The organism is Streptomyces sp. Je 1-79 (assembly GCF_025195125.1).
In the GTDB taxonomy this organism is placed as follows: Bacteria; Actinomycetota; Actinomycetes; order Streptomycetales; family Streptomycetaceae; genus Streptomyces.
The window spans coordinates 1-25,270 of sequence record NZ_JAMGSL010000024.1; the positions used below are offsets into that span (position 1 = coordinate 1).

25 protein-coding genes and 1 pseudogene are annotated in these 25,270 nt (G+C 69.7%); 12 read left to right on the forward strand and 14 right to left on the reverse strand.

All coding sequences use genetic code 11. The features are described 5' to 3' along the window. Positions 1–49 precede the first annotated feature (49 nt). From M5362_RS32440 to M5362_RS32450, 3 genes are all read right to left on the reverse strand, one after another. Positions 50–523 (reverse strand): N-acetyltransferase, encoded by a 474-nt coding sequence (locus M5362_RS32440; protein WP_260231539.1) that lies wholly within the window; start codon positions 521–523, stop codon positions 50–52. A gap of 212 nt (positions 524–735) precedes the next feature. Further along, positions 736–1,281 carry an MOSC domain-containing protein gene (locus M5362_RS32445; protein ID WP_260231540.1) on the reverse strand — a complete coding sequence of 182 codons (546 nt, stop codon included), beginning with the start codon at positions 1,279–1,281 and terminating at the stop codon, positions 736–738. 81 nt (positions 1,282–1,362) lie between these two features. Continuing rightward, positions 1,363–1,656, reverse strand: coding sequence for a YkvA family protein (locus tag M5362_RS32450; RefSeq protein WP_260231541.1), 294 nt, complete (start codon positions 1,654–1,656; stop codon positions 1,363–1,365). A gap of 233 nt (positions 1,657–1,889) precedes the next feature. Here M5362_RS32450 and M5362_RS32455 point away from each other — a divergent pair, with 233 nt between their 5' ends. Continuing rightward, a complete protein-coding gene (locus M5362_RS32455) occupies positions 1,890–2,516 on the forward strand; it encodes a hypothetical protein (protein ID WP_260231542.1) in 627 nt (208 codons plus the stop codon). A gap of 362 nt (positions 2,517–2,878) precedes the next feature. Continuing rightward, a complete protein-coding gene (locus M5362_RS32460; RefSeq protein ID WP_260231543.1) occupies positions 2,879–3,439 on the forward strand; it encodes a hypothetical protein in 561 nt (186 codons plus the stop codon). Between the two features lie 399 nt (positions 3,440–3,838). On the opposite strand, the gene M5362_RS32465 is transcribed toward M5362_RS32460, so the two are convergent. Next, complete coding sequence (locus M5362_RS32465; protein ID WP_260231545.1) at positions 3,839–4,303, reverse strand: hypothetical protein; 465 nt, start codon at positions 4,301–4,303, stop codon at positions 3,839–3,841. Positions 4,304–4,576: 273 nt separating this feature from the next. Here M5362_RS32465 and M5362_RS32470 point away from each other — a divergent pair, with 273 nt between their 5' ends. Then, positions 4,577–5,296, forward strand: a complete 720-nt coding sequence (locus M5362_RS32470; RefSeq protein ID WP_260231546.1) for a lysophospholipid acyltransferase family protein — start codon at positions 4,577–4,579, stop codon at positions 5,294–5,296. 241 nt (positions 5,297–5,537) lie between these two features. On the opposite strand, the gene M5362_RS32475 is transcribed toward M5362_RS32470, so the two are convergent. From M5362_RS32475 to M5362_RS32485, 3 genes and pseudogenes are all read right to left on the reverse strand, one after another. Then, positions 5,538–7,313: an FG-GAP-like repeat-containing protein gene (locus M5362_RS32475; protein WP_260231547.1), complete on the reverse strand. Its 1,776-nt coding sequence runs from the start codon at positions 7,311–7,313 to the stop codon at positions 5,538–5,540. Between the two features lie 174 nt (positions 7,314–7,487). Further along, positions 7,488–7,775: pseudogene (locus M5362_RS32480) on the reverse strand (transcriptional regulator); the annotation flags it as partial. Between the two features lie 13 nt (positions 7,776–7,788). Then, positions 7,789–8,385, reverse strand: coding sequence for a YdcF family protein (locus M5362_RS32485; protein ID WP_260231548.1), 597 nt, complete (start codon positions 8,383–8,385; stop codon positions 7,789–7,791). Between the two features lie 230 nt (positions 8,386–8,615). Here M5362_RS32485 and M5362_RS32490 point away from each other — a divergent pair, with 230 nt between their 5' ends. The 4 genes from M5362_RS32490 to M5362_RS32505 all read left to right on the forward strand — a co-directional run bounded on the left by M5362_RS32490 (position 8,616) and on the right by M5362_RS32505 (position 11,660). Then, positions 8,616–9,206 (forward strand): hypothetical protein, encoded by a 591-nt coding sequence (locus M5362_RS32490; RefSeq protein ID WP_260231549.1) that lies wholly within the window; start codon positions 8,616–8,618, stop codon positions 9,204–9,206. A gap of 305 nt (positions 9,207–9,511) precedes the next feature. Beyond that, positions 9,512–10,312, forward strand: coding sequence for an SGNH/GDSL hydrolase family protein (locus M5362_RS32495; RefSeq protein WP_260231550.1), 801 nt, complete (start codon positions 9,512–9,514; stop codon positions 10,310–10,312). Positions 10,313–10,449: 137 nt separating this feature from the next. Then, the gene (locus tag M5362_RS32500; RefSeq protein ID WP_260231551.1) at positions 10,450–11,043 is read left to right on the forward strand and encodes a hypothetical protein; all 594 of its coding nucleotides are present in this window, start codon (positions 10,450–10,452) and stop codon (positions 11,041–11,043) included. Between the two features lie 248 nt (positions 11,044–11,291). Then, positions 11,292–11,660, forward strand: coding sequence for a hypothetical protein (locus M5362_RS32505; protein WP_260231552.1), 369 nt, complete (start codon positions 11,292–11,294; stop codon positions 11,658–11,660). Between the two features lie 92 nt (positions 11,661–11,752). Here the strand turns inward: M5362_RS32505 and M5362_RS32510 are convergent, their stop codons facing one another. Then, positions 11,753–12,484: a YoaK family protein gene (locus M5362_RS32510; RefSeq protein WP_260231553.1), complete on the reverse strand. Its 732-nt coding sequence runs from the start codon at positions 12,482–12,484 to the stop codon at positions 11,753–11,755. Positions 12,485–12,875: 391 nt separating this feature from the next. Between M5362_RS32510 and M5362_RS32515 the strand changes: the two genes are divergently transcribed. Then, positions 12,876–13,961 carry a S1 family peptidase gene (locus M5362_RS32515; RefSeq protein ID WP_260231554.1) on the forward strand — a complete coding sequence of 362 codons (1,086 nt, stop codon included), beginning with the start codon at positions 12,876–12,878 and terminating at the stop codon, positions 13,959–13,961. 119 nt (positions 13,962–14,080) lie between these two features. Here M5362_RS32515 and M5362_RS32520 read toward each other — a convergent pair whose 3' ends face one another. Both M5362_RS32520 and M5362_RS32525 read right to left on the reverse strand, forming a co-directional pair. Further along, entirely contained in the window at positions 14,081–14,584 is a 504-nt protein-coding gene (locus M5362_RS32520; protein WP_260231555.1) for a lamin tail domain-containing protein, read from the reverse strand. Positions 14,585–14,956: 372 nt separating this feature from the next. Continuing rightward, a complete protein-coding gene (locus M5362_RS32525; protein WP_260231574.1) occupies positions 14,957–15,484 on the reverse strand; it encodes an NUDIX hydrolase family protein in 528 nt (175 codons plus the stop codon). A gap of 613 nt (positions 15,485–16,097) precedes the next feature. On the opposite strand from M5362_RS32525, the gene M5362_RS32530 reads away from it, so the two are divergent. The 3 genes from M5362_RS32530 (at position 16,098) to M5362_RS32540 (ending at position 20,133) form a co-directional block, all read left to right on the forward strand. Beyond that, positions 16,098–17,510 carry a family 2B encapsulin nanocompartment shell protein gene (locus M5362_RS32530; protein WP_260231556.1) on the forward strand — a complete coding sequence of 471 codons (1,413 nt, stop codon included), beginning with the start codon at positions 16,098–16,100 and terminating at the stop codon, positions 17,508–17,510. A gap of 339 nt (positions 17,511–17,849) precedes the next feature. Further along, positions 17,850–19,238: a family 2 encapsulin nanocompartment cargo protein terpene cyclase gene (locus M5362_RS32535; RefSeq protein WP_260231575.1), complete on the forward strand. Its 1,389-nt coding sequence runs from the start codon at positions 17,850–17,852 to the stop codon at positions 19,236–19,238. A 19-nt stretch (positions 19,239–19,257) separates the two neighbouring features. Beyond that, the gene (locus M5362_RS32540) at positions 19,258–20,133 is read left to right on the forward strand and encodes a geranyl diphosphate 2-C-methyltransferase (protein ID WP_260231557.1); all 876 of its coding nucleotides are present in this window, start codon (positions 19,258–19,260) and stop codon (positions 20,131–20,133) included. Between the two features lie 91 nt (positions 20,134–20,224). Here M5362_RS32540 and M5362_RS32545 read toward each other — a convergent pair whose 3' ends face one another. The 4 genes from M5362_RS32545 to M5362_RS32560 all read right to left on the reverse strand — a co-directional run bounded on the left by M5362_RS32545 (position 20,225) and on the right by M5362_RS32560 (position 24,784). Then, the gene (locus M5362_RS32545) at positions 20,225–21,817 is read right to left on the reverse strand and encodes an MFS transporter (protein ID WP_260231559.1); all 1,593 of its coding nucleotides are present in this window, start codon (positions 21,815–21,817) and stop codon (positions 20,225–20,227) included. Between the two features lie 244 nt (positions 21,818–22,061). Next, positions 22,062–22,484 (reverse strand): thioesterase family protein, encoded by a 423-nt coding sequence (locus tag M5362_RS32550; RefSeq protein WP_260231560.1) that lies wholly within the window; start codon positions 22,482–22,484, stop codon positions 22,062–22,064. A gap of 93 nt (positions 22,485–22,577) precedes the next feature. Further along, the gene (locus M5362_RS32555; RefSeq protein WP_260231561.1) at positions 22,578–22,805 is read right to left on the reverse strand and encodes a hypothetical protein; all 228 of its coding nucleotides are present in this window, start codon (positions 22,803–22,805) and stop codon (positions 22,578–22,580) included. A 215-nt stretch (positions 22,806–23,020) separates the two neighbouring features. Continuing rightward, on the reverse strand, positions 23,021–24,784 hold the full coding sequence (locus tag M5362_RS32560; RefSeq protein WP_260231562.1) for a lysyl oxidase family protein: 1,764 nt from the start codon (positions 24,782–24,784) through the stop codon (positions 23,021–23,023). A 279-nt stretch (positions 24,785–25,063) separates the two neighbouring features. Between M5362_RS32560 and M5362_RS32565 the strand changes: the two genes are divergently transcribed. Continuing rightward, a complete protein-coding gene (locus M5362_RS32565) occupies positions 25,064–25,237 on the forward strand; it encodes a hypothetical protein (protein WP_260231563.1) in 174 nt (57 codons plus the stop codon). The last annotated feature ends 33 nt before the right edge of the window (positions 25,238–25,270 follow it).

A 25,270-nucleotide genomic window follows, 5' to 3' on the forward strand; every position in this document is an offset into this window, starting at 1 on the left:
AGCGTGCGTGCCGGGCGTTCCCGGCCAGACGGGACTTTCGAAACACGCCCTAGCTGCCCGGAAGCGCCACCACGATCTCCTGGTCCTCGAAGTCCCCGGTCGGCTGGAAGCCGAACGAGGTGTAGAGGCGGCCGGCGGAAGTATTGTCCGGGTGGTACGAGAGACGGATCTCCCGGCACTCCGGCAGCGCCGACAGGCGCTCGATCACGGCACCCAGGGTGGCGCGGCCCACACCCTTGCCTTGTTCGGCCGCGCTTACCACCATGCCGCCGATCCAGTGGGTGCCGTCCTCGTCGTCGTACGCCCACATGACGTGGCCCACGACGTCGTCACCGGCGCGGACGCCGAGGGACGTCCACACCTCCCCGCGCTGGGAGAGCAGGAGGTAGCGCGCCGCGAGCGCGGCCACATACCGGCGCTGCTCGTCGGCGGGCGCCACGTCGGCGACATCGCGCCAGTTGTCCTCCGTGATGTCCTCGAGCACCACGGCCCGGCCCTGGCGGTCGGTGAACTGCTGCGTCATGCGTTCCCCACATCTGTGCTGGTCAAAGCTGGTCAAAGGGGGGAGCGTAGCCCGACACGCAGACACCCGGGTAACGGTTTTCCGGTGGCTCCTGGGGTGCCCGGATGTCGAGGCCCAAGGACCGGACCAGCTGGGCGAGTTCGGCGCGGAAGAGCTTGTCGGGCGAGGGGTCTGAGCACGCAGGTGCCCGTCCGTGATCGCCCGGACAGCTCCTAGACGCGTTCCAAGGGGCGGTGGGGGGCGGGCGGGAGCTCGACCCGTACGGGGTCGTTCGGGCGGACGGGGCCGCCGTGGCGGACCACGGCCATGATGCCGGACTTGAACGTGAACTCGCCCGAGTCCGGGTCGAGGGCGAAGACTTCACTGAGCAGCCCCGCGCGGAAGTCGTTGATCTTCGCGCACGGGTTACGCAGCCCCGTCACCTCGAGTACGGCCTGCTCTCCGAGGTGGAGCAGGGCGCCGGTAGGAAGGCCCAGCAGGTCCACGCCGCGTGTGGTGATGTTCTCGCCGAGCTGGCCCGCGCGGACGTCGAAGCCCTTGAGGGCCAGTTCGTCGAAGAGTTCCTCGTGCATCAGGTGGACCTGGCGCAGGTTGGGAAGGTCCGGCTCGTAGGTCATGCGGAACTGATGGCGGATCGTCTCGCCCGCGTGCACGTCCCCCTCGATCCCGAGCCCGGCAAGCAGCGTGACGGACTCCCGATTGGGCTTGCTGAACGAGTACGTCGCCTCGCGGCTCACCGCCGTGACCTGTCCGGCCATTGCCCCCACCTGTCCCCACCTGTTCTTCGTCCACCTGCTCCAGGTCTGCGGCGAAGGCTGATCCTGGAGTCCGGGAGCCGTTCAGCCCGGCAGGCCCTTGCGGTCCGCCCCTGCCTTGGCGGCCGCCGAATGCAGCGCCTTCAGGGCCACCAGAAGTACGCCGATGTCGTCCAGATAGACCGGGTCCGGGATCAGGTCGACCGGCGAGACCGTGTAGACCACCGCCGCCCAGAACAGGGCTTTGGACTGCAACGGAATGCCGGCGTCCGCGAGCAGTCTGCGTGCCTTGAAGACGCGTACGAGAAGTACGGCCGCGAACCCCGCCACCACCAGCAGGAGAACCACGACCACGATGAGCCAGAGGGCACTGTCCATGCTGCTCTCCTACCCCGTCACCGTCCCGGCCGCGCCCGGTCGTCCGCGGCAGTGACAAGGCTACGACACCGGCCCCGTAACCGGGCCTCGCCGTCCCTCCCCGTGCCCGCCACATCGGTGATACCGGCACCCCGCTGGTTTGACCGCCCCAGAAGCGGCAAGCCGAATCGACAGGCGCGCCCAGCAAGCAGTGACGAACAGCCAGCCAGGAGTCACCACCCAGGAAGGCAGTCATGTCGACCCTGACCACAGTTCTCATCATCGCGGCGGTGGTCGCGGCGCTACTGGCGGCCGGTGTCCTGCTCCGGGCCCGCACGGGCACGGGCAGCGGCACACGCTCCCTGAAGCGACGCTTCGGCCCCGAGTACGACCGCACCCTCGAACGGCACGGTGGCGACAGCGAGGCGGCCCACCGCGACCTGCGTGAGCGGGTCGAGCGGCACGGCCACATCCGGCCGCTGCCGCTGGAGCCCGCGGCCCGCGAGCAGTACGCGGCTCAGTGGACCACGCTCCAGGAGCGCTTCGTCGACGCACCGCGGCAGGCCGTCGCCGACGCCGAACAGCTCCTCACGCGGATCGCGGCGGCCCGGGGATTCCCGGATCCCGACCGGCGGGACGAACAGCTCGACGCCCTGTCGGTGCACCATCCGCACCACGTCGACGGCCTGCGCACGATCGGCCGGGCGGCGCGCTCCGAGTCCGCCTCCACCGAGCAGCTGCGGGAGGCGCTGGTCCACGCACGTGCCCTGTTCGAGGACCTGGCGGTCGCCGGGCCTCCGGCCGGCGCCGACGCCCGGAAGGGCCCGGCGTCCGGGCGAGGCCGTGGGCATCTCCTCAAGCCGAAGGGAAGTGGCGTGTGATGGCGCGCGAGAATCGGGACCGGTGGACGGCAGGTGGAACGGGCGGAGACGCGCGGCGTGAATCCGCGCCTCCGCCGCCCCCGAAGCCTCCGCCGCCCCTGAGGGCCCCGGACGCGACGGGCGGCGCCGAAGCCCCGCCGCCCGCCGGAGGGGGAGCCCCCTCGCCCGCCGGAGGCCGGGGAGCCCCCTCGCCAGGGGGAGTCCCCTCCGCGGCCGTTCCCGCCCAGCGCACCAGCCGTCCCGTGCCCGGAAGCGGGGGAGGAGGAGCCCCGGGAGTCCCCTCCGCGGCCGTTCCTTCCCAGCGCACCGGCCATCCCACGCCGCCGGCCCCCACGCCCCAGCCGCCCACCCCGTCTACCGGGATGCCGGCCGCGAAGGCTCCCCAGCCTGCCGTGCCGTCCGACGACCCCGGTGCCACGGGCCGGACCGGCGGGAGCCGCACGACTGCTCCCGCCGGGACCCCCGCCGCACCGCGCGGACGAGGCACGACGGACCGGACCGACAACGGCCACGCTCCTGGCGACGGCCGAAGCCCGGGCCTGGGCCAGGGCGACCGAGGTGACCGCGCTGTCAGCGGTACGGGTGGTGCGTCCGGTACGGAGCACCCGCCGGCAGCCGACGGGGCCGTCGACGGCCCTGCCGGGCAGCTGCTCGGCGGCGACGAACGCGGCCGTCTCGGAGAACGCCTGCACCATGCGCTCGCCGGCTTCGTCGACTCGCCGCACGACTCGGTCGCCGAGGCGGCCGAGGTGCTCGAGGACGCGGAGCACCAGCTGATCGCCGCGCTGAGGGACCGGCGCGCCGCCTTGCGGGCGGGCTGGCAGACGGACGGCGACCCGGGCGGCGTGTCCCCGGACACCGAACAGCTCCGGCTCACCCTGCGGACCTACCGCGAGGTGACGGAACGGCTGCTCCGGGCATGACCCGGCGCCAGCCACCGCAGCAGGCCGAAGCCCCCTGGCTCCCAGGGGGCTTCGGCCGTTCCACACGCCGGCGTCCACGGTCGTACGGGCGGGGCGCGCACCGCTTGGCGCAGGTCCCGGCAGTGCCGGACAAAGCACTCGACCGGCTCAGCGACCCGTATCTACCCTGAGCGCAGCGGGACCGCGCGGTCCCGCAGGCTGCGGGACCGTGGCAGAGAGGCCCATTGCGATCGGCGTGAGCGGTGCCCCGCTCACGCCGACTGAGGGGGAGCGGGTGGGCATGCCTCTCCCCGTCCGCGGGTTCGAATCCCGCCGGCACCCGCGGCCGCCCCGCCTCGGTACGCGAGCCGGAAGGTTACGGGGTAGGCCGGGCGCCACGCGTGGCGCGCGTGGCGGCAGTCATCCCTTTTCGGAGTACGGCCAAAGTCGAATGTCGTACCGCTCCGGGGCACTCCCAGGGGCCACGGGGCAGCGCCACACCTTCACCTGGTACTCGTCCGCCTCCGGAAGGACCAGGACGGGGCCGGGTTCCCTGCCCTCCACATTGACGAGGGCGACCTCTCTGTCAGGCACTTCGATTCGCGCGGTGCCAAGGGGCGTGCCCGTTCCGTCCGGTGCTGGGCGGTCCCACACGGAGAGCGCGACCTCGATGCGGGTCGTGGAGCGCGACGTCGGGACTCCGACCGCCCCTCCGTTGCCTTGGACTGAATCACCGTCAGGGATCACGGGCGTGAAGTCAGCCCCCGGCCCACTTCCGGCGACGAGCCAGAACTCGCTGTACGACACCCACAAGGCGTCGAACACGACGTCCCAGGGCTGATCGGCAGGGAACATCGATTTGCCGAACGTCGAGTCGGTGACCACGCGGCCACCGTACCGGCCGCCGACGCAGGAATCTGGGCGCCCCCCGCCCGTCCGTCCACGACGCCCGTGGGTCCGGCCCGACGCGCTCGGAACACCCCCCAGCCCCGCCCCCTCGCTACCGCATGCCGGTCTCGCGCTCCGCGCCCTCGGCGTGACGGTCGTACTCAGCCGGGGCGCCGATGACGTACGGAGAGTTGAGTAGCAACGCTCAGGCCCGTGGTGGCCTCGCGGCCCGAGGATCAGGGCAACCCCGCGAGAGCCAGGGAGGCCCGCATGCTCAGTCGACTCGCCGCCGCAGTGGTTCCCGTACTGGGACGGCTGGCCGTCACGGCCGACATCCCACGGGTACCCGAGGGTGGCGCCGTGATCGTCGCCAACCACACCAGCCTCGCCGACCCTGTCGTCGTCCTTGCGGCCCTGCGCCGCATGGGCATCGAGCCCGTCGTGCTCTGCGCGGCCGGTCTGTGGCGCGTACCGCTGCTCGGCCGCGCCCTGACGCGCGAGGGGTACGTTCCCGTGCGCCGCGGGACGGCCCGGGCGGCCGAGGCCCTCACCGGAGCGGAGGCGGCCCTGCGAGCCGGACGCTACGTCCTCGTCTACGGGGAAGGCTGCATCCCGGATCGCCCGGACTCGGCGGACGCTCCGCCGCAGGCCTTCCGCAGCGGCCCGGCCCGGCTGGCAGCCGCCGCCGGAGTACCGCTCGTACCGCTCGGCCAGGCCGGTGCCCGCCGCATCACCTCAGGCGGCGCCGCCAAGCAGCTCGCCGGCCTGCTGACCGCACCACTGCGCCGCCCCCGCCTGCACGTCCACCTCGGGGCCCCGCCCCTGTTGCCCGCCGACACGGCCTCCGCGACCGATGTCGCCCAGGAGTCCGTAACGAAGGCCTGGCGCACTGCCGCACACCGCCGCACGCCCAGACGGACACCCCACGGTAGTGGCAGTGAAAGCCACGACCGTCGAACGGTTCTGACCAGGCAAGGGCAGGCGGGGTGATGGCACGGCAGCCGCGGGCGGGGCTGGCGCGACGAGGTAGCGTTCCGGCACATGACGGCGGGCGACAGCGAAGAGCGAGAAGCCGGCCCGCCATGAAGGAGAGGTACCTCCAACTTCGACCCTGGTGCGGGGCAGAGGACCCGGGCCCTACGGGGAAGCCGGAGGTGTACCAGGGTTTCCCCGGCGGCGGCCGCAGCTTTCGCCCCTCTACGAGAGCAGGCGTGCGGCGCGGCGTGAAGCGTCAGAACAGCAGTTCTCCCGCGGGGTAGCCGTCGGTGAGGCGGGATCGGGGCCGGTAGCCTCCGTTGCCTTCCGCGCGGTAGAACCAGAGCACTCCGGAGTTGTCGCGGCCGAGCAGGTCGACTCGTCCATCGCGGTCGAGGTCGCCGGGCATCACCAGCTGGTTGTAGATGTTCCACGCTGTACCGATCTGTGCGCGTGGAGCGAAGCCACCGGCGCCGTTGCCGCGGTAGAGCCACAGCACGCCCGCCGCGTCGCGTGCGAGGAGGTCCGCGCGGCCGTCTCCCGAGAAGTCGCCGGAGGCCGTGAGGATCGTGTAGATCTGCCAGCCGCCGCCCACGCGTACCGGTGCGGCGTAGCTGTTGTTGCCCACTCTGCCGACGTGCCGCCACAGGACGCCGGCGTTGTCCCGGGTGATCAGGTCGCTGACGCCGTCTCCCGTCAGGTCACCGGGGGCGAGTACGCGGTTGTACGTCTGCCAGCCGGTGGCTGCCCGGATGCGGGTGCTCCCCGAGTAGGCGCCGTTGGAGTCCGCCCGGTAGTGCCACAGCTCTCCGGCAGTGTCGACCGCGGCGAGAATACTCGTCTGCGGCAGGCGCACCACGTGGCGCATACCGTTCCAGCCCGTGCCGGTCTTACATGCAGCGCTGAGCGTGCCGCCGGTGGTGCCGGTCGTACGGAAGAGAGCACCGGAGGCGTTGCGGCGGAAGAGGGTGCCCAGGAGTGGGTCGGTGGCGCCGCAGTCGGCCCACGCCGCGGCGGCTCGAACCATCCGGTGGTCCGAGGCCGCGGTGTCCAGCGGGCGGACATCCGCCTGGGGGTTCTTGTGGTGCGTCGAGCTGACGAAGACGTAATCGCTCTTGTTGGACACCAACGGCATGGTGATTTCCCCTGAGCGGCAGGCCGGTGTGATGCCGGGGACGCACGCATCCGGGTCGAAGAAGTCCTGATCCGTCTGATCGGATTCGAAGAAGTCGCCCACAGAGCCGTCTTGGAGGCTCCGGTCGTAGAACTCGGAGAGCGTGGCGCTGCGGGGCGAGTGGTTGAAGTCGCCGACCAGGACGACTGGGATGCCTTGAGCCAACCAGCTCTGCGCCTGCGCGGCGAGTTCCTTCGCCTCGAAGACGGCCAATGTGCCGTCGTCCCAGTACAGATGTACCGAACACGACCAGGCGGTGCGGTACTGGATCGTGTGCTTGACGCACGGCACCCGGATGGGCTCCCGTTCCCCGCCGACCGTGAGGTCCATGTCCAGGGTCTGCGAGATCTGGCCCCGCACGAAGACGGCGTTGCCGTAGTCCGCGTTGCCGCAGACTCCCGGCGTCGCCAGCACGGTCCTGCTGAAGAAGCCCTGGAATCCCAGACCTTTCAGCCGGTCCAGGACTGAATTGAACTGATGCCGGCACACTTCCTGGAGAGAGATGTGGTCGGCGTTCCAGGCCGTGGCAGCTGCCTGCGCGACGACGCTGTCGATACGAACCTGGTTGTCGTACGGGGCGGAACCGCAGAAGTTGCCGCAAATGTTGTAGCTGATGAACCGCAGCGGCGGCGCCGTCCCCGCCGTCACCACATCACGTGCCTCGGCCGCTGCTGGAGTGCCGTCAGACCAGGTGGAGGCCGCACCAAGGCCCGCGGCAGTCGGCACGGCAACCGACATCCCACCCGCCAGGACGAGAGACAGCAGCGCAACAACACGAGTGCGACTGAGGAGACGGCGCAAGAGAGTTCCTCGGGTCAGGAACGCTGCGGGCCCGCCATGGCGGAGCACGAGCGTCATCCGTCATTCGATCGAAGAACTGCATAATTGCCTACTGAATGTTTCGAGGGGCTTCTCTGCCGTAGAGGCGCGTTCACCTCACTCCGAACGGCCCAGCATTTAGGGGTCTCCACAGCCTTGCCGGCACGACTGCGACGGTGACCGGAAGCCTGCTCGCCGACCCCACAGGACCGCTCAGGTCGACGTGTGCGGGATTTCCTGGCTGGGCGCGGTCGCGGGCGCGGTCATGTCGAGCAGCATCATGGCGTCGTGGTCGGGGGTGCCGGGTTCGGCGGTGTAGACGCCGATGCGCTGGCCAGGGGGGCCTTCCAGGTGCATGGACTGGGAGGTGAGCGTGAGCGTCCCGACGTGGGGGTGGTGGAAGGTCTTCTGCGCGGGCTTGCGGCCGGTGACCTCGTACCGTTCCCACAGCCGGGCGAAGTCGGGGCTTTTGAGGAGGAGTTCACCGACGAGGTTGGCCACGCGATAGCGGCCGCTACAGCAAGACCTTCCGTTCGTCGGCCTTGAGGCCGCGGAGTGTCCAAAGTCCGTACAGAGCCAGCAGCGGTTTGACGACCATCCACTCGCCAGGGCGGTAGTCGTCCGCGCGCACCAGCCTCTCTGCAAGATCGGGCCGCTGCCGCCGCAAGTACGCTCGCGCCTTGAGCGCATGAGCTGGTTGAGAGGCGATCTTGATGCGGCCCACGTCCTCAAGCAGTGGGATCACGTTGGTGATGTTTTCCCACGTCGTCGCGCTTTGGTCCTCGAGGAGCACCGTGCCGTCGAACTCAAGTACCGACTTCGCGTAGTCGGCCATCAGTTTGGCCTCCGCAGCGCCGCTGCCGGTCGCGCCGCCGCTGAAGATCACGCGGGTCTCATGCGCACCATCGGCGCATGAGCGGATTCCAGCACGGACTCGCCACCGGTTGATCAGGTTCGCCGTCGCTTGGGGATTCCGGTACCCCAACACCACCACGGCCTCGGATGCGCCCCCGCTGTCCCCCACGAGAACTTGAGACCAGCGCCAGTTCAACCACTCGCCCCAGGCCAGGGCTGCAACCCCAGCTATCGCCAGTCCTGTCCTTCGCCGCATGCGGCGACTCTAGGGCACCTCGGTGCCGAGCTGCGAGGAACCAGCCGCGCTATAAACGACGCATTCTGTTACGAGTTCTAAGGCACGGACGCCCTCGCACCCTGGTGCTCGCACGCTCAGGAAAGCCCGCACCGGCCGACCGTAGGAGAGAACTCAGGCACGGCGCTGTTCGTCTCCTCTCGGCGCGGCCATACTCGGGCGAGGGGAGTAGCGAGGGCGGGGGCTACGGCATGGATGGCGACGAGGCGAGCGCGGTTCACCGGCTGTTCGGCCCTGACACGGTGATCCTCGCCGAACCGAGGCGCTCGGTCCTGCGCAGGTACCACGGTCCGAAGATGCACATGGCGGCTGAGGACGGCACCGTCCTGGCGCACCTTCATGAACGTGCCTCGTTCGCGTACGTACTCCAGGACCTCGACAACCGGCACGTGCTGGGAGTCGACCTGATCTCCGGAAAGGCCGCCCTCGCCCGTCCGCGCTTCCGGTTGACCGCCGCCGCGGGCGACCCCATCGGCGAGGTCCACACACCCGGCCGTGTCAACCACACGCGGCTGCTCGACATCCGAACCGCCGGGGCCGGCACGTTGCAGCTGACCCGTAATGCGCTGCTGGGCAGAGCCTGGCTGGTACGGGACGATCTCGACGGCGTGATCGCCGAGGTGACGGTCTCGACCGTGCGCTCGATGGACGGCCTTCAGGGTTACACAGTGGAGTTCGACCGACGAGCCGGAAGCGAGCAGCGGCGTCTCGTGGTCGGCGCGACGGTGTGTCTCCAGGTGATCCGGCGTTGGTTGAACGGCCCCCAGGGCAATGCAGGCTGATCGCTAGGCTCAGCGCAAGCAGGTTGTCCTGTAGGGAAGTTCGGCAGCGGGCACGTCAGCCATCGCAGAGGCGGGCTCCGCGCCGATCCCACGCGCCGTCCAGGGATTCCCGCAGGTGACCGGTGCTCCGACACGTGCCACCGGAGGCAGATCCGCCACTCGCGGCGGACGTCACCGTCACTCCTCGGCGGGAGCGCACAGAAACAAACCGATTCGCACGTCTATCGCGCGGACGCCGATCGCTGCTACAAGAGTGACGCTTCAACAACTCCTGACCCCCACACCACCCCAGGGAGTCGCTTGTCATGTACGCATCCAGACGCAGACGGATTCTGCCCCTGTTGCTGGCCTTGGCCGCCGCGACGCTCGGCCTCGCACAGCCCGCCTCCGCCACCGCCGCAGGGGAGCGCTACGTCGCGATCGGCGACTCCTACTCCTCGGGAGTGGGCGCCGGCAGCTACCTGTCCGACAGCGGCAACTGTCAGCGCAGCAGCAAGGCATACCCGTCCCTGTGGGCGGCGGCCAACGCCCCGGCCTCCTTCTCCTTCACCGCCTGTTCGGGCGCCACGACCAGTTCCGTCAAGAGCAGCCAGCTGGCCCCGCTCAACAGCTCCACCACGCTCGTCAGCGTCACCGCGGGTGGCAACGACGTCGGATTCGCGAGCATCATGCAGACCTGTGTCCTGCAGAGCGAGGCGACCTGCGTCACCGCCGTGAACAACGCCATCTCGCAGATCAACAGCACCCTGCCCGGAAGCCTTTCGTCCCTCTACGGCTCCATCCGCACCAAGGCGCCGCAGGCTCACGTCGTCGTGCTCGGCTATCCGCGCTTCTACCAGCTGAACGGCGGCTGCATCGCCGGCCTGAGCGAGACCGAGCGGGCGGCGATCAACCGGGGCGGCGACGCCCTCAACGGCATGCTCGCGAAGCAGGCCGCCGACGCGGGATTCTCGTACTCCAGCGTCGTGGACGAGTTCACAGGCCACGAGATCTGCTCGAGCGCCGCCTGGCTGCACAGCCTCACGGTGCCCGTGTCCAACAGCTACCACCCCACGGCCACAGGCCACTCCGGCGGTTACCTGCCGGCCTTCCGCTCCGCCGTCTGACTCCCCCCGGCCGCATCCCCGGGGTCTTCCGCACCCAGAAGTCGACGCGGGTAGACCTCGCGGCCGCAGGGACAACCGCTCAGCGCCGCCGCACACGTCCGGTCCGTCCGCCGAAGTCCGCACCAGGAGGAACGCTCATGAAGTCCCGTCAGACCCCGAACAGCGCTCAGGCACCCGACGGCCCTCAGTCCGCCGCCCCGGCCCAGATCCGTACGCGAGGAACCGCACTCCGCGCGCTCCTCACCGCGCTCGCACTCGTGCTCGGCGCCTTCCTCGCCCCCGGCGTGGGCGTACTCGGCGGTGCGACCGACGCACACGCCGCCACCAAGATCAGCCACGCCACCGCCACGTCGATGTTCCGCAGCTCCGGGATCACCTGGTCCTCGTCCGGCGGCTGCTCCAACCGGAACAACCCCACCTGCACCTCCTTCGACCAGCTCAACCTCGCCACCGCCCAGGGCGCGCAGACCCTCAGGAGCGCCAGCGGCTGCGCCCTGATCATCACCGGCGGCACCGAGACCGGCCACGCCTCCGGCACGTACTCCCACTGGAACGGCTACAAGCTCGACTTCGGCAAGGCCACCTGCGTCACGAACTACGTCAAGAACACGTTCACCTACATCGGAGTGCGGGGCGACGGCGCTCCGCAGTGGAGGTCCGGCGCCGGCAACGTCTACGCCGACGAGGGCAACCACTGGGACGTGACGTTCTACAACTGCGGCGGCTGCTGAGCCGGCCGCACCCGCTGCGTAGCAGGGCGCGGGCTGTCTGCCCGGACTCCGGTCCGGGCAGACAACCCGGGTACCCGTGGGCCGCCCGCAGCTGTCGAGAACGTGACCAGCGCGGCACGCCCGGTGTGCGAGCTCCCGAGAGTGGCTTCGAGGAATTCCACCTCACGCTCCAGCCGCTGGGAGCCTCGGGCGCGCGCCGTCGTCCAGGTTCCCGCACACACGGGCACCGAGCAGGGAGCATGGCGGGTATGACCATTGAGCATCCCGCCGAGCGCGGTGGCGCGGGGCGCGACCGGTTCGCCGCCTTCGCCGAGCGGGCGTCGAACGTCACGAGCTCGCCCCTGTTCTACGTCCTCTGCGTGGTCCTGGTCCTCGGCATGGTCGTCGTACACCTCATGCATCTCCCCTTGCATTGGCTGGTCTTCGCGGGCGACGTCATGACGGCCGTCAACCTGCTCCTGCTCGCCTTGCTGAAGAACACGGAACGGCGCGCCACGCACGCCATTCAGGCCAAGCTGGACGCGATCGCCGAGCTCATGCTGGAACAGCGCGAGGGTACGGGCCACAGAGCGGCGGACGAGCTGCGGCGCGCGATCGGCATGGAGGAGGGGCAGTGAGGGGCCGACCGCACACGTGGGTCACGCGTCGAGCGGGCTGACCTGTCTCGGCGTCAGCCGCGGCTCGCCGCCTGTGCCGTGCGTGAGCAGAGCTAAGCCTCGGCCCACTCCCCGCCCTTGGAAGCGAGGAGACCCGCTGTCGCGGAGACCGCCGCGATCAGCGCCAGCGCCACTCCCAGAGCGAGGATGAGGTCGACGTGTACGAGCATGGCCCCGCCCGCGAGGGCGCCGAGGAGCATCGCCAGGACCGACAGAATCCGGCGCGCCCGGCCGGGTCCGGCGCCGCCGCCCGGCTCGGAGTCCGCCGCGATGCCGGTCAGCGTCTGGGTGAGGACGGTCGTGGTCAGGTCCGGGACACCGAGGCGGCGGACGACCGCGTTCTGAAATCCCATGGCGAGGCCGAGGCCCACGATCAGGGTGTAGCGGACGGGGTCGCCCGTCCGGTCCGGTGCCAGGACGGCCATGAGCAGCACCGCGGCGACGAGCACCGTCTGCAGCACCGTGCCCGCGGCGAGCAGCCGCCCGCGATGCGAGGCGAAGCGGAGGCCGAAGCGACCGCCCGCCGTCGCACCGGTGAAGAAGGCCGCTGTCGAAACGACGGAGGCGGGTGCGGAGAGCCCCTCGGCCCCGGCCAGGGCGAAGCCCATCAGCACGATGTTGCCGGTCATGTTGGCGACGAAGACCTCCCCCAGCCCGAGATAGCTCACCGCGTCCACCAGGCCGGTCACCACCGTCAGCGTCAGCAGCAACGGCGGCAACGGCCCGTGCCGGTCACCCCTCGACGGCACCAGCGTGCGGGCCGCGTCAACCAGCAACTTACGCATCCGCGGACGCTCCTTCTCGTGACGCAGGCCAAGAGCCCATGATCCACCGCCGGCCCTCGGAACCCCCCACGCCGCGACCCGCGCGCCCCGGACGGGAGTGTCCTCCGGCGGTGTCGGGTCCGCGCCGATGGACGCGCTCTGCTCAACAGGGGCTCATCCGGGCCCCGGAGACGGAATGCGAGCACGCTGAAACCGGTGACGCGCCCTGAGTGACCATGGTGCGCCGGGTCCTCCCATCCTGTGAAGGACCTGTGAACGCAAACGAGTTGTCGCGTGTGCGTCCGCAAGGTGCCCTTGTGTGCGACTGCGACGCCTCGGAATAGTACGGCGGGTCATCCTCCGCACCCGGACACCCCACATCGTCCGGTCGCGGCCCCCACAGGAGGTCAATTTGAAGCACCGTCGCATAAACCGGCGTAAGACTGTCGTCGCGGGTGGCGCAGTCGCCGCGCTGGTCATCGCGGGTATCACGTTCCAGAGTGCGAACGCCAGCGACAGCACCGAGCAACTCTCCGTCAAGACGCTCACCGCGCCGGCGGCAGGGACGCTCGCCCTCTCCCTCAAGGCGGACCTCGGTGCGTCCGAGGCGGGCACCTACTACGACGCGGCCACCAAGGCGCTCGTCGTGAACGTCGTGTCCGAGGACGCCGCCCAGGCCGTACGCGAGGCGGGCGCCAAGCCGCGCATCGTCGAGAACACCCTCGCCGAACTGACCGGGGCACGACAGACCCTGACCGAGAAGGCGACCATCCCGGGCACCTCCTGGGCCACGGACCCGGTCAGCAACAAGGTCGTCGTCACGGCCGACCGCACGGTCTCGAACGCCGAACTCGCGACGCTGCAGAAGGTCGTCAAGGGCCTCGGCGGCAAGGCGGAACTCAAGCGCAGCGCGGGCGAGTTCAAGCCCTTCGCCTCCGGCGGCGACGCGATCCACTCCGGCGGCGGACGCTGCTCGCTCGGCTTCAACGTGGTGAAGGACGGCGAGCCGCACTTCATCACCGCCGGGCACTGCGGCGAGGCGGGCAGCGAGTGGTCGACATCGGCGGGCGGCCCCGCGATCGGCTCGATGGTCGACTCCCAGTTCCCGGGCAACGACTTCGCCCTGGTGAAGTACAGCGGTGACACCCCGCACCCGAGCGAGGTCAACCTCTACAACGGCAGCGCCCAGGCCATCACCAAGGCAGGCGACGCCACGGTCGGCATGCAGGTGCAGCGCAGCGGCTCCACCACCCAGGTCCACGACGGAGAGGTCACCGGCCTCGACGCGACGGTGAACTACGGCAACGGCGACATCGTCGAGGGCCTCATCCAGACGTCGGTCTGCGCCGAACCCGGTGACAGCGGCGGTTCGCTCTTCGCCGGTGACACGGCGATCGGCCTCACGTCGGGTGGCAGTGGCAACTGCTCCTCGGGCGGGGAGACGTTCTTCCAGCCCGTGACCGAAGCGCTCTCGACCTTCGGCGCCGAGATCGGCTGACAGTAGGACAGACAGCGTGCGGCGGGGCTGCCTCCAGTGGGAGGAAGCCCCGCCGTCGTGCTCACACGGCACCGCGAAGCCGGGCTGCCCGATACGGCCCCGCCTCGCTGCGCTGTGGTTCAGCCGTGGTACGTGATGAAGCCGTTCCCGTCCCGGTCGTTGTCGCGCTTGGTGTAGGAATGCACGTCGGCGCGGGCACCGGAGGGCTTGTACAGGTAGATGGTGTCCTTGTCGTTGTTCCACATGAAGTTGCAGTTCTGCCGGTATGCCACGTTGTTGGCGTCGGACTCGGTGCCGCGGCCTCCGCGCAGGCTCACCGAATCGCCAGGCTGCAGGTAGTGGTTGACGGAGAACGTGTACTTGTTGCCGGCCGTGTCCTTGACGACGTAGCCCCTGAGGTTCACGGTCGTCGAACGCGAGTAGTTCTTGATCGTCAGGTACTCGTTCCGGGTGTTGCCCCCGGTGCACCGGTTGTCGTCCCGACCCGGTGCGTCGTACTGGATGCCCCTGACCTTCAACTCCGAGGAGTACTCGGCGGCCTGGGCGGGAGCCGCCGTGACGATGGTCAGTATCCCGGTGGTGGTGGCGGCGGCCGCGACGGCGTGGCGCATGCGTATGCGCATGAGGTGGTCCCCTCGGTAGTGCGAACGGTGCACGCGAGAGCGTATCGATTGTGACGAGGGTGTGTTGGTCTTGCGTAGAAATCGTGAACGGGCGAGATGTTCGGGCTTCGGAGCGTGACCCGCCTGCGGTGACCGAGGTACGCGGCCCCGCTTCCGGCTCGAGGTCTGCCTGGTCACCGCAGTGCGGGCGCGCCCTCACCCTCGTCTTCGCCCGGCTGGCACTTCCTGGTCTCGCACCCTTCCGGGGTCAGGAACCGGCGAGCCGCCGCGTCTCGCCCATGTGACCACCCTGATCGGCGCCACGCCCACGAGTGGAGCGCCCTGTGGGGTACCGCCTCGGGTCAACGCCCGCGCTGGCGGCCGGTGGCGGTGTCAGTACGCGAGTCCCACATGGGCCAGGGCCTGCCTCAGCAGAACCCCGTGACCACCGGGCATCTCGCCCTGCACGGCCGGAGAGGCTGCCTCCTGCGGGCTGAACCACACCAGGTCAAGTGCGTCCTGCCGCGGACGGCAGTCGCCGGCGACCGGCACGATGTACGCGAGCGACACCGCATGCTGGCGGGGGTCGTGGAACGGGGTGATGCCCGCTGTGGGGAAGTACTCGGCGACCGTGAAAGGCTGGAGCGAAGCGGGGACGCGGGGCAGGGCCACCGGACCGAGATCCTTCTCCAAGTGGCGCAGCAGCGCGTCACGGACCCGCTCGTGGTGCATCACCCGGCCGGACACGAGGGTCCGGCTGATCGTCCCGCCCGCGCCGATCCGCAGAAGCACTCCGATGCTGGTGACTTCGCCGCTGTCGTCCACGCGCACGGGCACGGCCTCGACGTACAGGATGGGCATCTGGGCCCTGGCGGCGTCCAGCTCGTCCGTGGTGAGCCAGCCGGGCGTGGTCTCGGTCATGTCAGACATCGCTTGATCATACTTTCCAGGTGGGGTGTCGGCCCAGGTCGCGTGTCTGCCAGCCGGGTGGGAGTTCGGACGGCCCGAATGAGGGGCGTCGTTGCCAAGCTACTCCAAGAGTGGCGCCTAGCGGTTCCGGCCGCCGACGAGCCCGACTTGGCTGCGAGGCCGGGCTCAGGGCGGTCAACACGCGCCGGCGGCACCGGGACCAGAGGCGAACGTCATCCCGCTCCCCCGTGGAAAGAGCCAGCGGCCGGCGCACGGCGCCGGCGTCGGGGAGGACGTCCTCCCTGGACAGCGGGGCCTGCGCAGAGGCCGGCCGCCCGTGGGCGAGTCACCCGACCTCGACGGCTCTTCCGGTTGTGGTGGTGGTTAAACGCGACGCGCGGAAGGATCACTGTTTTGGGGTAATGGGGGGCTGTGTGGGGGTGGGTGGAGTGGGGCGGGGGATATGGTTCCGGGGGATGTGGGTGGCCTTGTTTCCGATCCTGCCTTAAGTGCTTCTTGTTTCGGGTCTGTTCGTGTTTTCGCGTGGTTTTCGTGCACCTCTACGCTGCGGGCTTTCTGTGTTTCGCGTGCAGGTGTTGGTGGTTGTGAAGGGGTGTTTTTCGGTATGGCAGTGGGGACGGGTGGGGATGTGGGCGGGGAGCAGGTCGTCTTGTCCAGTCTGGGGACTTCGGCTGCTCGTCTTCTTGCGTCGGTGTCGAAGTCTCGTCCGCAGATGGAGGGTATTTCTTCTCGCTGGTTGCTGCGGATGTTGCCGTGGGTCGAGGCGGGGGGTGGTGTGTACCGGGTCAACCGGCGGTTGAGTTATCTGGTGGGCCAGGGGCGAGTGGGGTTTGTTGGGGACGGCGCCGGGCTGCGGGTGGTTCCTGGGGGGTTGGGGGAGCTCTCCTTGTTGCGTGGTTTTGATGACGTGGGTGTGTTGGGTGCGCTGGAGGGGCGGTGTGCCCGGCGGGAATTCCGGGCAGGTGAGGTGCTGGCCGAGCAGGGGGCGGTGGCGGACGGGGTTCATCTGATCGCGCGGGGCCGTGTCAAGCAGGTGGGGGTGGGCCGGTACGGGGACGAGGTGGCGGGGGCGGTTCTCGCGGAGGGGGAGCGGTTCGGGGAGGAGGCGCTTCTGGATGGTGAGATGAGATGGGGGTGGACGGTCGCTGCGGCGTCTGCGGGAACGCTGCTGACGTTGTCGCGGAATGATTTCGACGCGGTGCTGGCGACGGCGCCGGGTCTTGAAGATCATGTGCGGCGATTTGCATCTCTGCCTCGGCAGGCGCAGAACCGGCATGGTGAGGCGGAGATCGCGATGACGGCGGGGCATCGTGGTGAGGCACGGATCCCGGGTGCGTTCGTCGACTACCAGCTCACTCCACGGGAGTATGAGCTGTCCGTCGCGCAGACGGTGGTTCGGATTCATACCAGGGTGTCAGATCTGTACAACGGGCCGATGGACCAGGCGCGGGAGCAGATTCGGCTGACGATCGAAGCGTTGCGAGAGCGTCAGGAGTACGAACTGGTCAACAATCGGGATTTCGGGCTGCTGCCGAATGCTGATTTCAGGCAGCGGATCCAGACGCATTCCGGGCCGCCGACTCCGGATGATCTCGATGAGCTGTTGTGCCGACGGCGTGGTACGAAACTGTTTCTCGCGCATCCGAGAACGATCGCTGCGATCGGGCGAGAGCTGAACTCCCGCGGGATCCTTCCGGATGTGATCGAGCTGGACGGGCAGCAGGTGACGGCCTGGCGCGGGGTCCCGATCCTGCCCTGCGACAAGATTCCCATCGGCAGGGACAACACCAGCTCGATTCTTGCCATGCGGACCGGTGAGGACCATCAGGGCGTGATCGGACTTCACCAGACCGGGCTGCCGGGGGAGTACGAGCCGGGCCTGTCGGTCCGGTGCACGGGCGTCAGCGACCGGGCGATCGCTTCCTACCTGGTCACCGCCTACTACTCCGCCGCGATCCTCGTGCCCAACGCGCTCGGCGTGCTGGAGAACGTGCAGATCGCCCGCAGACGGGACTGACACCCCCGAGGGCCTTCCCTCCCGGCCAACGCCACGGTCGCCAAGCCAAGCCAAGCCACGCCACGGCAGGGCGTGACGCGCCCTGCGGTCCGCCACGGCGCGCTGCCTCGCCCACGTCGCCGGACCGCCCGAACAAGCCGAACAACCCCCAGCCCTCAGACGTGTTCGCGCCCTCGACGCGACCCCATGTCGGGAACCGTGCCGGTGCTGACCTCTGCCGGCACGCCCCCTGAGACGTTCCCGTCCGGCCGGGTCGTACCGCCTTCTGGACCCTGCCCGGTCCGGGTTCGTATGCCCGGTAACCGGGACTGCCCCATCCATCTCACCGAGGAGCTACGGATGCCCGAACCTGGGCTTTCCCCTCTGCAGTCGAGCCTGCCCATCGCTGCGGCCCGCTTCGGGGCCCACCTCGCCACACCCGTACCCGACACCGGTGACCCGTCCGCCACCGCCCCGCCGGCCGCGTCGCCACACCTGCCCGGCCCGCCCGCTCCTCCTGCCCTGCCGCTGCATCCCGTGGTGCCTGCCGCAGCGACCGCCTCCATGTCCGCGCCCGGTGTGTCTGCGCCTGTCGACGGCCCGACCACCGACCTGACGTCATGCCAGGCGAAGCCCGTGGAAACTGAGTTGGCCGGCGTGCTGGAGCGGGTTCTGCGGGGGCCGAGTGGCCTGGGAACAGCCGGTCTGTCTCTGTCTCTGCGCGAGGCACCCCCCGCCCCCGGCGCCACGGCGACTGGCGACCCGGTGGAGGGCAGACCGATTCCCGGGCTCTACTTCCATCCGGTGGCCGAGCCCGATCCGGTGCGTGTGGCGGAAGTCGGGCGGCGGGTCAGGCAGTGGGCGGTGGAGGAGGTCCGGGCGGTTCCTGAGGAGTGGGAGGACCAGTTCGACGGGTTCTCCGTGAGCCGTTACATGGTGGCCTGCCATCCGGACGCACCAACGGTGGAACATCTGATGCTCGCGGCGCGGCTGATGGTCGCGGAGAACGCGGTCGACGACTGCTATTGCGAGGATCACGGCGGTTCGCCTGTGGGGCTGGGCAGCCGGCTCCTGCTCGCCCATACCGCCCTGGACCCGCTGCACACCACGAAGGAGTACGAGGGGTCGTGGGCCAGGTCGCTGGAGGAGGATGCGCCGCGACGTGCCTACCGCTCGGCGATGGAGTACTTCGCGAATGCCGCCACGGCGTCGCAGGCGGACCGGTTCCGGCACGACATGGCCCGTCTGCATCTGGGGTACCTGGCCGAGGCCGCGTGGGCCCAGGACGGTCATGTGCCGCAGGTGTGGGAGTACCTGGCGATGCGTCAGTTCAACAACTTCCGCCCGTGTCCGACGATCACCGACACCGTCGGGGGGTACGAGCTTCCCGCGGATCTGCACGCGCAGGGGGCGATGCAGCGGGTCATCGCGCTGGCCGGCAACGCGACGACGATCGTCAACGACCTGTACTCGTACACCAAGGAGCTGGCCGGCCCCGGCCTGCATCTGAATCTGCCGGTGGTGATCGCCGAGCGGGAGTGCCTCACGGAGCGTGAGGCGTACCTGAAGGCGGTGGAGGTCCACAACGACCTCATGCACGCCTTCGAGGCCGAGGCCGCCGCTCTGGCGGCCGCCTGTCCCGTCCCCAGTGTCCTGCGCTTTCTGCGCGGGGTGGCCGTGTGGGTCGACGGCAACCACTACTGGCACCAGACCAACACCTACCGCTACAGCCTGCCCGATTTCTGGTAAATGCAAAGGGAATGAATCTGTGACCACTGAACTGACCACCGCCACCACCCCGTTCGTCCCGGCCCCCGCCTCCCCCTATCAGGGCGACATCGCCCGGTACTGGGACCACGAGGCGAGGCCGGTGAACCTCGCTCTGGGCGATGTCGACGGGCTCTACCACCACCACTACGGCATCGGCGACGTCGACCACGCGGCCCTGGGGGACCGTGCGGACAGTGCGTACGAGAAGAGGCTGATCGCCGAGCTCCACCGCCTGGAGTCGGCGCAGACCGGCGTCCTGCTGGACCACCTCGGGGCCGTCTCGGACGGCGACACCCTGGTGGACGCGGGCTGCGGCCGCGGCGGCTCGATGGTCATGGCCCACCAGCGGTACGGCGCACGCGTCGAGGGCCTGACCCTGTCGGCCAAGCAGGCCGACTTCGCCAACCGTCGCGCCGGTGAACTGGGAATCGGCGACCGTGTCCGGGCCCAGGTGCGCAACATGCTCGACATGCCCTTCGAGTCCGGGCAGGCCGCCGCGTCGTGGAACAACGAGTCGAGCATGTACGTCGACCTGCACGACCTGTTCGCCGAACACTCGCGCGTCCTGCGGGCCGGCGGCCGCTACGTCACCATCACCGGCTGCTGGAACCCCCGCTACGGCCAGCCCTCCAAGTGGGTCTCCCAGATCAACGCCCACTTCGAGTGCAACATCCACTCCCGCCGTGAGTACCTGCGCGCCATGGCCGACAACCGTCTCGTCCCCCAGACGGTCATCGACCTCACCGAGCAGACCCTGCCGTACTGGGAACTGCGTGCGACCTCTTCACTGGTCACCGGCATCGAGGAGGCGTTCATCAACTCCTACAAGGACGGCTCCTTCCAGTACGTCCTGATCGCCGCCGACCGCGTCTGACCGGCTCTGTCGGCGGTACGGGCCGGGTCCGTCCCCGAAGCGGACCCGGCCCCCTTCCGGCTCTCACCCCCGGCCGACCCCCGCGGACGGTTCAGTCCTGGCGGGGTGGGGGTGCGGTGACCCGGGTGCCAGGGTGGGCCAGCGCGCACAGGAACGCGATGGCCAGGGCGATCGCCATGCCGTAGAAGACCCACTGGTTGGCTTCGGCGAAGTCCATGCGGATCGCGTCGCCCGCGCCCCGCAGCGCTCGGGCGACGGGCCCGTCGCCGGTGGGGCCCTGGCCGTCCGGGTGCCCGGTGACCGCCTCGGCGACCTGCCGGGCTGTCTGCTCGGCCTCGGCGGTGGGCAGCCCGCGGTCCTGCAGGGTGGTGGTGATCCGGTCCGTCGTGACATGGGTCAGCACGGTGCCGAAGACGGCCATCCCGATCGCGGCCGCGTAGTTGCGGATCGTCTGAGTGATGCCGGTGACCTCACCGTAGGAGGCGTCGATGGACCGGTTGACGGCATCGGTGGAGGCCGGCGCGAGGAGGAACCCGATCCCGGCGCCCGCCATCGCCGCGTACGGCCACTGGTCGTGCATCGACAGGTCGGTCAGCTTCTGCGCCCACAGGAAGAACCCGACCGCGCCGAGCGCGCAGCCGATCTTCATGGCGGGCCGGGCGCCGCGCTTGTCCAGGATCTTGCCGCCCCACTGCGAGGCGATACCGAAACCGACGAAGAAGTACAGCAGGAACAGCGCGGCCTGGTTCGGCGAGGCGCTCAAGGACACCTGCGCGTACACGGACGCGAAGAAGAACACCGGTACGAACGCGAGCATCGCGAAGAACAGCACGAGGCTGTCGACGGTGAAGGCCCGGTCCCGGAACACGTCGAAGTTGATCAGCGGGTGGCGGGTGCGCCGCTCGTAGCCGTAGAAGAATGCCAGGACGACCAGTCCGCCGACGATGCACGCCCAGGTGGCCACGCTGCTCCAGCCCCAGGCCGAGGCCCGCTGGAATCCCAGCACACTCAGGGCCATGCCGGCCGCCACCAGCACCGCGCCGACGACGTCGAGGCGTCCGGTACGGCGCTTCTCCGGGATGCGGGCCAGCACGGCGAGCACGATCGCGACGACGGCGACCGGCACGTTCACCCAGAAGATCGCCCGCCAGGTCCATTCGGTCAGCCAGCCGCCCAGCAGCGGGCCGACCGCGGTCAGCGCCCCCGACAGCCCGAAGAACAGCGCAAGGGCCCGGCCTCGCCGGTCCACCGGGAACACCGCGATGACCACGGCCAGCGCGGCGGGGAACATCAGCGCCGCGCCCAGGCCCTGGGTGGCACGGAAGATGATGAGCCATGTCTGCGCGAAGCCACCGGAGGGCACACAGCCGCAGAGCACCGAGGAGACGACGAAGACGACTGTGCCCAGCAGCATGATCCGCCGGTGCCCGAACAGGTCCGAAAGCCGCCCGCCGAGCGCGAAGAACGCCGCCAGCGACAGCAGATAGGCGTTGACCACCCACTGCATTCCGGAGGCCGACAGGCCGAGCTCGTCGGTGATGTCCGGCGCCGCGATCGACACGATGGTCTGGTCGATGAACGTCATCGACACCGCGAACAGCATCGCCGCCAGGGCGAGCCTCTGACGGGGCGCCTCGGAGCGCGCGGCCTCGGTGGCCGGGGACGGCGGGGGATTACCTGTCATGCACGGATGATCTCCCCGGACCACCCCGCCTGCATGGCCGCCCGCCCGCACGCGGCAGTGTATGCGGCCGGCGGGCCGGCCCGAGGAGCCTGGCTGCCGCGCCGACGGCCCGGCCTGCGGGTGGACTCGCCCCACTGCGCCATACGGCGTACCCCCGGACTCCGGGACCGCAGCCCTGCCGGCATAAGCAGCCCGCGCGGTCCTGCCGACGGCTTGCGCACCCCCACAGCCCCCGCGCGGTCGGTCAGAGGCCGAAGGTCTCCGGGGAGGCGGCCAGCGCACGGAAGTGTTCGCGCGGGTCGGCCACCAGGCGGCGCGCCCGCAGGTCCATCAGACCGCCCACGCCCGTCACCTCGGCGGCCACGGTCCCATCGGCCTTGCGGATGGTCTGGTCGATACGGAAGGTCTTGCCCTCACCCCAGACGAACGTACACGTCACCTCAACCTCGTCCCCGGCACGCAGCTCTCGCAGGTAGCGCACCGTCACCTCCAGGGCCACCGGCCCCACACCCTTGTCCAGCAGGTCGGACTGCCGGATCCCGCCTGCCTGCAGCAGTGACCAGCGGGCGTGTTCGGCGTACTGGAGGTAGACGGCCTGGTTCAGGTGCCCCTGGGTATCGGTCTCGTACCCGCGTACGACCACAGGTACCGAAAACGGCTCAGCCACGGTGTTCCTCTCGACGTCCCGGGCGACCACCCGGCGGCACGCGGCATTCTACGAAGCACCGGGGGCCGGGGGCGGGTGAGAGGCCTCGCGAGGTCACAGAATGTGGATGCGCTCCAGGGATCCCTCGGTGTCACGGATCATCAGGTCGTGGCCCTTGGCCCGCTCGCTTTCGACGAACCCCAGGAGCAGGACGGCCCGGTTGATGACGTCCGCCTTGCTGACTCCGCTCGCCGCGACGAGTTCGGACACCGCCGTCACGGCGGGCGGGCACAGCGTCACGGAGAACCGTTCGCTGTCGGGGTGGGAGGGGAGCTGGTTCACAACGGTGCCTGCCTTCCGGATCGACCGACCTTCACGCACCATCATGACACGGTCGTGGTGCGCATGTGAACCACATTCGCACCACCAAGGCGCATGTCGTGTCTGATGTCCCTGCCCGCGCGACGGCTGGGCGGGCGCGGCTCCTTGCCGACGCCCGCCCAGCGGTCACCACGCGCCCGTGGGATCGGTGTCCGCGATCCCTCAGGCGGCGGCCGTCAGTTGGCGTTCACCAGGTCGTGCGCCGGCACCTTCACCGTCCGCTTACCCGGCGTGCCGCCGAGGACGATCTTCCGCAGAGCGCTGTTGTTGTTGACGTTGGTCTCCTTCAGCTTCTTCTCCGGGTTGGCCAGCACCTGGATGTAGTACGTGCCGTTGGGCACGTCGGTGATGTCGAACGACTGGCCCGGCAGATCCTGGGTGTAGGTGTCACCGGAGCCGACGTCCAGCACCTCGCGGACGGAGATCGAGTTCTCCTGGCCGCAGGCGGTGGACAGATCGGTGTTGTACGGGTGCCAGTTGGCGTTCTTCACCGTGTAGTCGACCGCGTCGGTGTTGGCCAGGCAGAACGCCTCCTTGCCGCTGCGCACGGCCTCCTTCTGGTCCGCCTTCAGCAGCCGGTAGCTGGCGAAGTCGGTGAAGTGCCAGTGGACATGGCCCGGCCGCGGGTCCCATTCCATGGTGCCGGTCGGGGTGAAGCCGACCTGCTTGCCCTTGGCGTCGTAGAAGTACTGGTAGGCGTCCATCTTGGCCTTGCCGGGCGAACGGAACCCGTCCACCACGAGCTGCGCCGGGCCGGCGTTCCAGACGTTGGCGCTGAAGGCCAGGTAGTCCTTGCCGGGGACGTCCTGTCCACCGTCGCTGATGGTGATGCCGTAGGCCGGCAGCGACCGCAGGTCGGGCTTGGGGACATTCGGTACGGAGGCCTTGCCGACGGGCCGCTTGGCCAGCGGCGCGAGGGCGGGGGCCTTGCGGGAGCCGTCGGTCTGACCACCGGTGTCGCCGACCTGCATCGAACGCGCTGCCGCCGCCTGCTGCTTCTTCAGTGCCCACGGCAGCGCCGGCGGCGCCGCCTTCAGCGGCCCGTGACCCACGTTGTACGAGGGGCCCGCACCGCTCGTCACCGGTGCGGCTGCCTGGGCCGGCGTCGGGGCGTGACCCGGCCCGTGGCCGGAGTGCGCGGCCGGCGGCTGGTGGGCGGCGCCGTGCCCGCCGTGCTCACCGGCCTGGGCCTTGGCCGACCGGGAGCCCGGGGCGCCCTGAGCGTCCTCGAAGCTGCGCTCCTGCACGGTCAGCTTCACCGTGGCGGGCTTGTCGGCGATGCCGAACAGGTCGCGGTACTTCTTCGCGACCGAGACCTTGGCCGTGTACGTGCCGACCGGCAGCTTGACCGACTCGGTGTAGGAACCGGCGTAGGTGTTGGCGGCCCAGCCCTTCTCGACGCCCCACACCGAACCGAGGGTGAAGGGGTTGGTCGGGCAGCTCTCCGGATACTTCGAGGTGGCGGGGGCGTCGGGCCGTACCCGGCCACTGGCGTTGTTGGGGCAGAAGTTCTCGGCACGCTTGAGAACCTGCTTGCCCGCCTTGTCGGTGACGGTGATCTCCGCGAAGCCCGGCAGGCCGGAGAAGTCCTTCACGGTGCCGGTGGGCAGCGTCTTGGACTTGGCCTTGCCGCCCTCGTACACGGTCTGGGTGATGGTCACCGGGTCCTTGTAGGACTTCCGGGTCACCTTCAGCTCCAGCGGTGTCCCCTCCGCGGTGAGGTAGGTGCCGAGATCGAGGTAGACGCCCGGCTCCTCCTTCCACGAGGTGAGCGTGAGCGAGGTGCTCGCCGCGATGAGGCTCAGCTTGGGCCCCGCCGGGGCGGCGTTCGCCGACTCCGTCGTGGTGCCCACGATGCCGGCCGTCACGGTCATGACGGCGATGGCCGTGGTGCCGGCGAGCAGCGGACGCCGCATCCGGGTGGTGCGTGTTCTGGTCATCGTTCCCTCGTCCTCCGGGTGCTGTGAGAAGGAAGCAGGTAGCGGCCGTACGGTTACGACACAGACGGCCGCCTCCCCGCGCGGTGAGAGGAAAGGACCGGATGCCTGGTTGTCCGCAGGGGAGAAAACGCCATGATGTTGGCCGGTTAGCGCTGTTGCGGAGGAAGCCGGCGCGCGCAGGCGAGGAGTGGGCGCCCGGTGAACGAGAAAGACTGTCGTTGCAGGCACGGCACATCGCGCGGAACGTCCGGCGGTGGGAAGCCGTCCGAGGGGGGCCGCATGAGCGCCGACGAGGAACGCGACGCCCGCGACGAGGACGCCGTACGGCGGCAGAACAGGTACTGGACGATCGGCGTCACGATCGCCCTGGTCGCGTTCGCGATTTTCCTGATCTCGATCTACGAGGACCCCGGCCCGGTCTGCGGCACCGGTCAGGACAAGGGCCCCTGCTGAACACGACGCGCCTCCCGCCGCGCCCGTGGTGCG